Annotated in this window: 13 protein-coding genes; 6 read left to right on the top strand and 7 right to left on the bottom strand. The window is 71.4% G+C overall.

Annotation, left to right across the window (positions count from 1 at the left end; all coding sequences use genetic code 11):
- Positions 1-467: Ros/MucR family transcriptional regulator (locus AC1MIR_RS10015; protein ID WP_480028023.1), on the bottom strand; the 467-nt coding region annotated here is incomplete at its 3' end.
- Between the two features lie 158 nt (positions 468-625).
- Here AC1MIR_RS10015 and AC1MIR_RS10010 point away from each other — a divergent pair.
- Positions 626-883: a sulfurtransferase TusA family protein gene (locus AC1MIR_RS10010; RefSeq protein ID WP_480028022.1), complete on the top strand. Its 258-nt coding sequence runs from the start codon at positions 626-628 to the stop codon at positions 881-883.
- Here the strand turns inward: AC1MIR_RS10010 and AC1MIR_RS10005 are convergent.
- On the bottom strand, positions 867-1,298 hold the full coding sequence (locus tag AC1MIR_RS10005) for a GNAT family N-acetyltransferase (protein WP_480028021.1): 432 nt from the start codon (positions 1,296-1,298) through the stop codon (positions 867-869). The genes AC1MIR_RS10010 and AC1MIR_RS10005 overlap by 17 nt on opposite strands.
- On the bottom strand, positions 1,295-1,942 hold the full coding sequence (tsaB, locus tag AC1MIR_RS10000; RefSeq protein ID WP_480028020.1) for a tRNA (adenosine(37)-N6)-threonylcarbamoyltransferase complex dimerization subunit type 1 TsaB: 648 nt from the start codon (positions 1,940-1,942) through the stop codon (positions 1,295-1,297). The genes AC1MIR_RS10005 and tsaB overlap by 4 nt, the downstream gene beginning before the upstream one ends.
- Positions 1,943-2,056: 114 nt before the next feature.
- Between tsaB and aptA the strand changes: the two genes are divergently transcribed.
- Positions 2,057-3,385, top strand: a complete 1,329-nt coding sequence (gene aptA, locus AC1MIR_RS09995) for an omega-aminotransferase AptA (protein ID WP_480028019.1) — start codon at positions 2,057-2,059, stop codon at positions 3,383-3,385.
- A gap of 25 nt (positions 3,386-3,410) precedes the next feature.
- Here the strand turns inward: aptA and AC1MIR_RS09990 are convergent, their stop codons facing one another.
- Positions 3,411-3,671: a hypothetical protein gene (locus tag AC1MIR_RS09990; RefSeq protein WP_480028018.1), complete on the bottom strand. Its 261-nt coding sequence runs from the start codon at positions 3,669-3,671 to the stop codon at positions 3,411-3,413.
- A gap of 226 nt (positions 3,672-3,897) precedes the next feature.
- Here AC1MIR_RS09990 and AC1MIR_RS09985 point away from each other — a divergent pair, with 226 nt between their 5' ends.
- Positions 3,898-4,878: a CobW family GTP-binding protein gene (locus AC1MIR_RS09985; protein WP_480028017.1), complete on the top strand. Its 981-nt coding sequence runs from the start codon at positions 3,898-3,900 to the stop codon at positions 4,876-4,878.
- Between the two features lie 11 nt (positions 4,879-4,889).
- Here AC1MIR_RS09985 and AC1MIR_RS09980 read toward each other — a convergent pair whose 3' ends face one another.
- On the bottom strand, positions 4,890-5,438 hold the full coding sequence (locus AC1MIR_RS09980; protein ID WP_480028016.1) for a hypothetical protein: 549 nt from the start codon (positions 5,436-5,438) through the stop codon (positions 4,890-4,892).
- A gap of 82 nt (positions 5,439-5,520) precedes the next feature.
- Here AC1MIR_RS09980 and AC1MIR_RS09975 point away from each other — a divergent pair, with 82 nt between their 5' ends.
- The 3 genes from AC1MIR_RS09975 (at position 5,521) to AC1MIR_RS09965 (ending at position 7,933) form a co-directional block, all read left to right on the top strand.
- Positions 5,521-6,543, top strand: a complete 1,023-nt coding sequence (locus AC1MIR_RS09975; RefSeq protein ID WP_480028015.1) for a WD40 repeat domain-containing protein — start codon at positions 5,521-5,523, stop codon at positions 6,541-6,543.
- Positions 6,540-7,367 (top strand): aldo/keto reductase, encoded by an 828-nt coding sequence (locus tag AC1MIR_RS09970; RefSeq protein ID WP_480028014.1) that lies wholly within the window; start codon positions 6,540-6,542, stop codon positions 7,365-7,367. The genes AC1MIR_RS09975 and AC1MIR_RS09970 overlap by 4 nt, the downstream gene beginning before the upstream one ends.
- Before the next feature lie 89 nt (positions 7,368-7,456).
- Entirely contained in the window at positions 7,457-7,933 is a 477-nt protein-coding gene (locus tag AC1MIR_RS09965) for a DUF3775 domain-containing protein (RefSeq protein WP_480028013.1), read from the top strand.
- Positions 7,934-8,042: 109 nt separating this feature from the next.
- Here the strand turns inward: AC1MIR_RS09965 and AC1MIR_RS09960 are convergent, their stop codons facing one another.
- Both AC1MIR_RS09960 and AC1MIR_RS09955 read right to left on the bottom strand, forming a co-directional pair.
- Positions 8,043-8,342, bottom strand: coding sequence for a hypothetical protein (locus AC1MIR_RS09960; protein WP_480028012.1), 300 nt, complete (start codon positions 8,340-8,342; stop codon positions 8,043-8,045).
- A gap of 2 nt (positions 8,343-8,344) precedes the next feature.
- A complete protein-coding gene (locus AC1MIR_RS09955) occupies positions 8,345-8,977 on the bottom strand; it encodes a DUF1194 domain-containing protein (RefSeq protein ID WP_480028737.1) in 633 nt (210 codons plus the stop codon).
- Between the last annotated feature and the right edge of the window lie 116 nt (positions 8,978-9,093).

Below are 9,093 nucleotides of genomic sequence, written 5' to 3'. Positions count from 1 at the left end.
CCGGGGCGGGGGCCGGCCCCGCCCGGCCGGGGCGGGGGGCGGGGGCCGGGGCGGGGGGGCCGGCCGCGCGGCTTGGTGCCGAGGCCGATCTTCTTGGCGAGCGAGGAGCGGTGCTTGGTGTAGTTCGGCGCCACCATGGGATAGTCGGGGCCAAGGCCCCACTTCTCCCTGTATTGATCCGGCGTGAGATTGAAAGCGGTCTTGAGATGGCGCTTCAGCATCTTCAGCTTCCGCCCATCCTCCAGGCAAATCAGGTATTCCGGCGTGATGGACTTCTTGATCGGCACCGCCGGCTGTGGCTTTTCCGCCGGCGGAGCGGCCGGCTGGCCCATGTTCGACAGCGTCCGGTAGACTTCCTGGATCAGGTTCGGCAGATCCGATATCGAAACCGGGTTGTTCGACACATGGGCGGAGACGATTTCCGCGGTCAGGCCGAGCAGGTCCTGGTTCGCCGTGGTCTCTGACATGGGTGGTCTTCCTGTGGTCCGAAAAGGTCGCCCGGAAGTGCCGGAGACCGTGTTACGCGCCGGCGGCTCCTTTGCCGCTCGGCGTCGCAACGCCCCATATACTGGCGGAGTCGCCCGTTTCGCAATATCCATTACGTGGGCCGCGAGAGGTTGATCGCATGCAGACCTGCCAGCCGAAAGAAAAAAGGCACGATGCCGATTTGGACATTACCGGGGAAACTTGCCCGATGACCTTCGTGCGCACCCGCCTGGCCCTGGACCGGCTGGCCCCGGGGCAGGTCCTGCGCGTCGCGCTGCGCGGCGAGGAGCCGCGCCGCAACGTCCCGCGCACCGCCGCCGAGCAGGGCCACACCGTGCTCCATCAGGCGGAAACCGAGGGGGGAGCCCTGCTGGTCTGGATCAGGAAGGCGGGATGAGGGCGCGGCGCAGCACCAGCGCCGCGCTGCCATCGGCGTAGTAGCGCGCCCGCCGGCCGACCTCGGCGAAGCCGGCCGCGGTATACAGTGCGCGGGCCGGAATATTTCTATCCGATACTTCGAGAAACATGATTCGCGCCCCCCGCAGGGCCGCCTGCGCCATCGCCCCCGCCAGCAGCGCGCCGCCCCGGCCCTGCCGCCGCGCGGCTTGCGCCACCGCCAGCGTCAGGATCTCCGCCTCGTCCGCCGCGACGCGGGCCAGCACGAAGCCGGCGCCCGGCGCATGCAGGCCGAAGGCGCCCGGCATCTCGAGCATCAGCCGGATCGCATCCGGCCCCCAGCGCTCGGGCGCCGGGAAGGCGGCTTCGTGCAGCGCGGCGAGTGCCGCGGCATCCGCCGGGGTCGCGGCGATCATCCCGGCAGGCGCACCGCCGGCGGCTCGGCATAGAGCGGCGCCGCGCCACGCATCGGGATCTTTCGTTCCATTCTCACGGCGGCAAGGGATGCCGCGGCGGCGGCGTCGGGCAGGCGGCTGTCGCTCAGGACCGCGTCGAAGCCGCGCGCCAGAAGCCTCGCGGCCGCGACGGGCGCGGCATCGCCGGCCACGATCACGGGGCCGGCGGGGCGCGGCAGGTCGCGCTCCGCGAAGACCGCCGGCGGCGCCGCGGCGATGCCGTCCACGATGCGCTCCAGCGCCATTCGCCCGCGCTTCGTATCCACCGCGGCCCAGACCTCGCGCCCCGCGCGGAGCTCCTGCGGCAGCGCCGCGGCCAGCGCCTCCCCGGTGGTCACGCCGACCAGCGGGATGCCGAGACCGAGCGCGATCCCCTCGGCCAGCGCGATCGCGGTGCGCAGCCCCGTGAAGCTGCCGGGCCCGACCACCACCGCCACGGCGTCCAGCCGCCGCCCGGCCTCGGCCAGCAACGCGTCCGCCATCACCGGCAGGGCGGTCGGCTGCACGCGCTCGCCGGGGAGGGCGTGCGCCGCGGCCACCGACCCGTCCATCCACAAGGCGGCGGAGGCCCGCGCCAGCGAGCCGTCCAGGGCGAGGATGCGCATGACCGCCCTCTACGCCCTTCTGCGCGCCCGCGGGAGGCCGCCGGCGCGGGCGATCCCTTGCCCGGCGCGCGGGACTGCGTTGTTGTGTCGCCGCCTGCCGCAGGATCCCGACCGATGAACGACATCCGGCCGTCGCGCCCGAACAACCTCGACGCCTTCTGGATGCCCTACTCCGACAACAAGTATTTCAAGGGCACGCCGCGCCTGCTCGCCCGCGCCGAGGGCATGCACTACTGGACCGCCGACGGGCAGGAGATCCTGGACGGCACCGCCGGCCTCTGGTGCAGCAATGCCGGCCATGGCCGCAAGGAGATCGTCGAAGCGATCCAGAAGCAGGCGGCGGTGATGGACTTCGCCCCCACCTTCCAGCTCGGCCACCCCATCGCCTTCGAGGCCGCCGCGCGCGTCGCCGAGATCACGCCCGAGGGTCTCGACCACGTCTTCTTCGTCAATTCCGGCAGCGAGGCGGCGGACACCGCGCTCAAGATCGCGCTGGCCTATCAGCGGGCCCGCGGCCAGGCGCAGCGCGTGCGGCTGGTTGGGCGGGAGCGCGGCTATCACGGCGTCGGCTTCGGCGGTATGTCGGTCGGCGGCATCGGGCCGAACCGCAAGCAGTTCGGCGCGCAGCTGCCCTATGTGGACCACCTGCCGCACACCCACCTGCCGGCGCAGAACCGCTTCTGCCGCGGCGAGCCGGAGCACGGCGCGCATCTGGCCGACGCGCTCGAGAACCTGGTCGCGCTGCATGGCGACACCATCGCCGCGGTCATGGTGGAGCCCATCGCCGGCTCCACCGGCGTGCTCGTGCCGCCGGTGGGCTACCTGCGGCGCCTGCGGGAGCTCTGCACGAAGCACGGCATCCTGCTGATCTTCGACGAGGTCATCACCGGCTTCGGCCGCATCGGCACGCCCTTCGGCGCCGAGCGCCTCGGTGTCACCCCGGACATCATGACCATGGCCAAGGGCCTGACCAACGCGGCGGTGCCGATGGGCGCCGTCGCGACCTCGGGCGAGGTCCACGACACCATCGTGAACGGCACGGCCGCGGGGATCGAGCTGTTCCACGGCTACACCTATTCCGGCCATCCGCTGGCGAGCGCGGCGGCGATCGCCACGCTCGAGCTGCACCGGGCCGAGGACCTGCCCGGCCGCGCGCGGGCGATGGAGCCGGCCTTCGAGGACGCCGCCCATGCGATGCGCGACCTGCCGGGCGTGATCGATGTGCGCAATTTCGGCCTGATCGCCGGGATCGAGCTGGAACCCCGCGCCGGCGCGCCGACGCATCGCGCGCTCGACATCTTCCGCTGGTGCTTCGACCACGGCGTGCTGATCCGCGTGACCGGCGACATCGTCGCGCTGTCGCCGCCGCTGATCATCGAGCAGCCGCATGTGGACCGGCTGTTCGGCACGCTGGCCGACGCGATCCGCGCCGTGCCGGCCTGAAGGGCCGGCCGCGGCGGCGGGGGAATCAGGCCGCCGTCGCCTTCGGCGCGCGGCCGAGGATCAGATGCAGCCGCCAGGCCCGCAGGTCGAGATCGCCGGCCGCGCGCTGCACGGTCCAGCCGGCGCTCTCCTCCATGCAGAGATACAGATCCGTCCGCCCGAGGGTCACGAAAAGCCCGTTGCGGTCGAGTTCCACGACGAAACGGCGGCGCCGCGCGCGCGGCAGCGCCTTCGGGCCATCCCAGTCATTGGCGACGAGGACGGCGTGAGGCCAGTTCTGGTCCATGGCTTCGGCTATGCCCAATGGTTGATGATCCCGAGCCTAACCGATTAAAAATGAGACCCGTCGGGATTACTGTTCATAATTGTGGGGCTGTGTCCGGCCTGTGTGCGGCACGCCCTCGGCGCAGCGCCGGGATCGCGGCGTGCGGCGCGCCGGAGACGGCCGGGGTGGAACCGCCGCCGCGTTGCCATATAACGCGCAACCGTCCCGCATCTTCCGGAATGCCCGCATGTCCGACAGCCAGATCCCCGTCACCGTCCTCACCGGCTATCTCGGCGCCGGCAAGACCACGCTGCTGAACCGCATCCTGTCCGAGAACCACGGCCGCAAGTTCGCCGTGGTGATCAACGAGTTCGGCGAGCTCGGCGTGGACAACGACCTCGTGGTGGATGCCGACGAGGAAGTCTTCGAGATGAACAACGGCTGCATCTGCTGCACGGTGCGCGGCGACCTGATCCGCATCATCGGCGGGCTGATGAAGCGCAAGGGGAAGTTCGACGGCATCATCGTGGAGACCACGGGCCTCGCCGATCCCGCCCCCGTCGCGCAGACCTTCTTCGTCGATGACGACGTGAAGCGGGCGACGAAGCTGGATGCGATCGTGACGGTCGTGGACGCCAAGCACCTTCCCGCGCGCCTCAAGGACAGCGCCGAGGCGCAGGAGCAGATCGCCTTCGCCGACATCATCGTGCTGAACAAGATGGACCTGGTGACCGCCGAGGAGGCCGACGAGGTCGAGCGGCTGATCAAGCAGATCAACCCCTATGCGGAAATCCGCCGCAGCACGAAGTCCGACGTGCCGCTCGACGCCGTGATCGGCCGCGACGCGTTCAACCTGGCGCGCATCCTGGAGAAGGAGCCGGAGTTCCTTTCCGGCGAGGATCACCACGAGCATGATTCCGAGGTGAACAGCGTCAGCTTCGAGGTCTCCCGCCCGATCGACGCCGAGAAGTTCAACGCCTGGATCAGCCAGCTCCTGCAGACCAAGGGCCAGGACCTGCTGCGCACCAAGGGCATCCTGTACTACGCCGGCGACAACCGCCGCTTCGCCTTCCAGGCCGTGCACATGATCGCCGATGGCGACTACATCGGCGCGGTGAAGGAAGGCGATCCGCGGAAGTCGAAGATCGTCTTCATCGGCCGCGACCTGAACCGCCCGCAGCTGCGGCGGGGGTTCGAGGCGTGCCAGGCGGATGCGCCGGGCGCATGAGGCCGGTTGCTTCAGCCGCCCGTGCAGACGCTGCCCGCCGCGAAGACATACCCCGCCAGGAACAGCAGCGAGAAGAACACCACCCCCATCATGAAGGGGTCGCGCAGGTTGTCCCGCTGCAGCATCCGGATCGGCTCGTCGATGCGCGATGTCCAGTCCGCTTCGCCCGAGAGGCGGCGGAAGCGGTGGCGGAAGCCCGTCGGCAGGCCGCTCGCGGCGTCGCCGGCGTGCAGCAGCTCCTCCTCATAGGCGCGCTCGCAGCGGCGCGCGATGCGCGACCAGCAGGTGAAGACGAGATTGAGGTAGACCGTCACGACGATGGCGAAGGCGACGAGGCCGATGCCCCACCACGGGCTCATTCCCGCGCTCCGGCAGGAGTTCAGGAAGCTGACGCCGGCGACCAGCACCAAGGGCAGCACCAGGCTCGTCGCGGCCGTGCGGACGGTGCTGTAGTGCTGGTGGTAGGTCGCGGTGACGCCGTGCATGTGCCGGACGATCTCCTCGCGCGTCAGCGGCTTCTCGGCCGCCGGCGTCCTCGGGCTCGTTGCGGTCTTCGCCATCGCGCGGGTCGCTCCTGCCTGGTCGTGACGCACATGCCGCGACGGCTGGCCGCCACCGCGGACGCCACGGGAGCCTGACGCAATGGCCGAGGTTTCGGAAGCCGATTTCCTCCTCGCCCGCCGCGGCCGCGCGGAGGAGTTCGGCGCCTGGGTGGTGGGCGCGGTGTTCGATGCGGGCAGCCGGCTGGCCTTCGCGCTCGCCGATGGCAGCCTGCGCCGCGCCGATATGGAAGGCGAATGGGCCGCCACGACTGCGCATGACGGCGCGGTGCTGTCTGCCTGCGCCGACATGCGGGAAGGCTGGCTGACCGGCGGCGACGACGGGAAGCTCATGCGCATCGCGCCCGACGGCACGACCGCGGAGATCGCGGACTACAAGGGCCGGTGGGTGGACCACGTCGCCGCGCATGAGTCGGGGCTGCGCGCCGCGGCCGTCGGCAAGGCGCTCCACCTGCTTGGCCCCGGCGGGCCGTTGAAGACGCTCACGCACCCCTCCTCGGTCGGCGGCATCGCCTTCGACGCGAAAGGAAAACGCATCGCCGCCAGCCACTACAACGGCGCCTCCGTCTGGTTCGTCGGCGCGAAGGAGGACAAGCCGCGCGTCCTGGAATGGAAGGGCAGCCACCACGCCATCGCCTTCTCCCCCGACGGCACGCATGTCGTCACCGCCATGCAGGAGCCCTCGCTGCATGGCTGGCGGCTGACCGATGGGCAGCACATGCGCATGTCGGGCTATCCGGGGAAGACGCGCAGCCTCTCCTTCACCGCGCGCGGCCGGTGGCTTGCGACCAGCGGGGCGGAGAGCATCGTGCTCTGGCCCTTCTTCGGCGGCGGGCCGATGGGCAAGGCGCCGACCGAGCTCGCCGGCGGCGACGAGGTGTTCTGCACCGCCGTCGCCTGCCATCCGCAGCACGAGGTGGTGGCCGCCGGCTTCGGCGACGGGCTGGTGCTGATCGCGGAGATCGCGAGCGGCAAGGTGGTGCCGGTGGCGCCGCCCAGCGAAAGCCCGGTGAGCGCGCTGTCCTGGAGCCCGAGCGGCGCGCAGCTGGCCTTCGGCACCGAAGCGGGTCGCGCCGGGCTCGTCGACCTCACGAGGCGCACATGAACGCACCGATCCTCGACGCCAATGGCATGCGCATGCCGCGCCTCGGCCTCGGCACATGGCCGATGACCGGCGCGGAATGCCAGCGCGCGGTCGAATCCGCGCTGTCGCTCGGCTACCGCCACGTGGACACCGCCGAGATGTACGGCAACGAGGATGCGGTGGGCGCCGCGCTCGCCGCCAGCGGCCTGCCGCGCGACGACGTCTTCGTCACCACCAAGATCTGGTGGGACAAGCCCGACGGCGCGGCGATCCGCCGCGCCTTCGCCGACAGCCTGAAGCGGCTGGCCACCCCTTATGTGGACCTGCTGCTGATCCACTGGCCGAGCCCGGCGCTGGACCTGCCCGATGCGCTGCGCGGGCTCGCCGCGATCCGCGCGGAGGGGCTGGCGAAATCCATCGGCGTCTCGAACTTCCCGCCCGGGCTCTTGCGCCGCGCGATCGCGGAAGGCGTGAACCTCGCCTGCCTGCAGGTCGAGTATCACGTCCTGCTCGACCAGTCGGCGCTGCTCGGCATCTGCCGGGCGGCGGGGATGGCGCTGACCGCCTATTCGCCGCTCGCCAAGGGCGGCAACCTGAACCATCCCGCGCTGGCGCGCATCGCGGCGAAGCATGGCGCCACGCCGGCCCAGGTGGCGCTGGCCTGGCTGCTGGCGCAGGAGGGCGTCGCGATGGTGCCGAAGGCCGCCTCCCCGGCGCGGCAGAAGGAGAATCTCGGCGCGCTGTCGCTCCGCCTGGATGCGGAGGACCTCGCGGCCATCGCCGCGCTGCCGAAGGACCGCCGCTTCGTGAACCCCTCCTTCGCGCCGGATTGGGCGCGGGGGTGAGGCGGCCCGATGACCGGAGGGGCGTCAGCCCCGCAGGTCTGAATCGGCCCGCCCGTCATGTCCCGATGACCGGAGGAGCGTCAGCGGCGATGGAACCGCGTGCCGATCCCGGTTCTAATGGCGGCACACGGACAGGGGGGGGTGCCATGGCGGGCACGCCGGATGACGACGAGGTGGATCTCGGCATCAGCCTCGAGGCGGTGGCGACCATCGTGGATCACGCGCGGGCGCTGCAAGGCAGGGAGGAGGCCGGGGTCGCCGATGGCGAGGACGCCGACAGCGAGGCCGCACTGCTCGAGGACGGTCCCGACGACCTCACCGAGGACAGCCTGCACGCCTTCATCACGGAGCTGAACGAGGACGAGCAGGCCAGCCTGATCGCGCTCGCCTGGACCGGCCGCGGCGACTACGGCCCGGAGGATTGGGACGAGGCCCGCGCGCTCGCCGCCGAGCGCAATGACGGGCGCGACGCGGCGGAGTATCTGCTTGCGATGGACAATCTCGGCGATCTGCTGGCCGAGGGCGTGGCGGCGTTCGGGCTGTCGATCGAGGATGTCGAGCGGTAGCGCCTGATCCGCGAAGGCGGAATCTGCCAAGCGGGGAATCGGTCGCGCGAGAGAGGCCTGCCGCGTGATCCATCGGGGCGGATCGTGCCGCAGCGGCGGCGCGCGCCGATCACGTCACGCTCAGCACCGTCATGCCGATCACCACGGCGAGCCGCGCCGCCTGCGCGAGCCCCGGCGGGCCCTGATAGTGCGCGGCGGCCCGCCACACGCCGACCGCGGCCACGATGTTGTAGGGTACGGAGACGAGGTAGCCGACCAGCAGCGCCGCGACCGGCCGCCCCTGCGAGATCAGCAGCAGGAAGCCGAGCGAGGTGGCGATGTTCACGACCAGGCCGACCATGACCGCCCAGGTCCAGAACGCCTCGTTCAGCGGCAGCTCGCCCCGCCACAATCGCAGCAGGGCGCGCAAGGTCAGGCGCGGTCCACCACCGGGCCGCCGAATCCCGCGATCTCGCGGATCAGCTTGCGCCGCACGGCGTTGCCGAAGGCCTCGAAATCCTCGGCCGGCACGAGGAAGGCGCCCTGCCCGCCGATGACGCTCTCGCGGTAGTACTGGTCGAGCGGCATGGGTGGGGGCCGGCCGAAGGTCGGGCGGTCGTTCAGGATCGGCAGCCCGTTGATCGTGATGCCTTCCGCCACCGCCCGGTCGCGCGCCTGCTCGGCCGGCGGGCCGCTGTTGTTCACCCCGTCGCCGGACACGTCGATCACCCGCCGGGTCGCCTCGAAGGGGCAGTCCGCCAGCACCCGGCGGGAGAAGTCGATCGCCCCCGAGACCGAGGTCCAGGAGAGCGAGGAGCGCGGCGCCTCCGCCAGGGCGGTGGCCCAGACATCGGCGTCCATCTGCCCGCCGATGCGCTTCCAGGGGATCACCAGGCGCTGGAACTCGATCCCGGCCCATTCGACATAGGCCAGTGCGACGGCGCCCAGCATGCCGCCGCGGATCGCCTCCACCACGCGCGGGTCGGTGATGGCGCCGCGATAGCCTTCGCGCTGCAGCCGCGCCTCGTCCTCGTCCACCGAGCGGCTGACATCCACCGCCAGCACCAGCGCGACATCCACAGGCTCCTCCGCCCGGGCCTTGCCGGACGGGTGGAGGGCGGGGGGGGCGGCCCGCGCCCGCGGGCGCGGGGGGGGGGGGGGGGGGGGGGGGGGCCCCGGCC

Source organism: Falsiroseomonas sp. RANM36, from assembly GCF_056682175.1.
This window is presented reverse-complemented; position numbering and strand designations above follow the sequence as displayed.

Coding starts and splice junctions, on each gene's coding strand:
- AC1MIR_RS10010 (WP_480028022.1), top strand. CDS start 626: ATGCAGACCTGCCAGCCGAAAGAAAAAAGGCACGATGCCGATTTGGAC.
- AC1MIR_RS10005 (WP_480028021.1), bottom strand. CDS start 1,298: ATGATCGCCGCGACCCCGGCGGATGCCGCGGCACTCGCCGCGCTGCAC.
- AC1MIR_RS09980 (WP_480028016.1), bottom strand. CDS start 5,438: ATGGCGAAGACCGCAACGAGCCCGAGGACGCCGGCGGCCGAGAAGCCG.
- aptA (WP_480028019.1), top strand. CDS start 2,057: ATGAACGACATCCGGCCGTCGCGCCCGAACAACCTCGACGCCTTCTGG.
- AC1MIR_RS09975 (WP_480028015.1), top strand. CDS start 5,521: ATGGCCGAGGTTTCGGAAGCCGATTTCCTCCTCGCCCGCCGCGGCCGC.
- AC1MIR_RS09970 (WP_480028014.1), top strand. CDS start 6,540: ATGAACGCACCGATCCTCGACGCCAATGGCATGCGCATGCCGCGCCTC.
- AC1MIR_RS09965 (WP_480028013.1), top strand. CDS start 7,457: ATGGAACCGCGTGCCGATCCCGGTTCTAATGGCGGCACACGGACAGGG.
- tsaB (WP_480028020.1), bottom strand. CDS start 1,942: ATGCGCATCCTCGCCCTGGACGGCTCGCTGGCGCGGGCCTCCGCCGCC.
- AC1MIR_RS09990 (WP_480028018.1), bottom strand. CDS start 3,671: ATGGACCAGAACTGGCCTCACGCCGTCCTCGTCGCCAATGACTGGGAT.
- AC1MIR_RS09985 (WP_480028017.1), top strand. CDS start 3,898: ATGTCCGACAGCCAGATCCCCGTCACCGTCCTCACCGGCTATCTCGGC.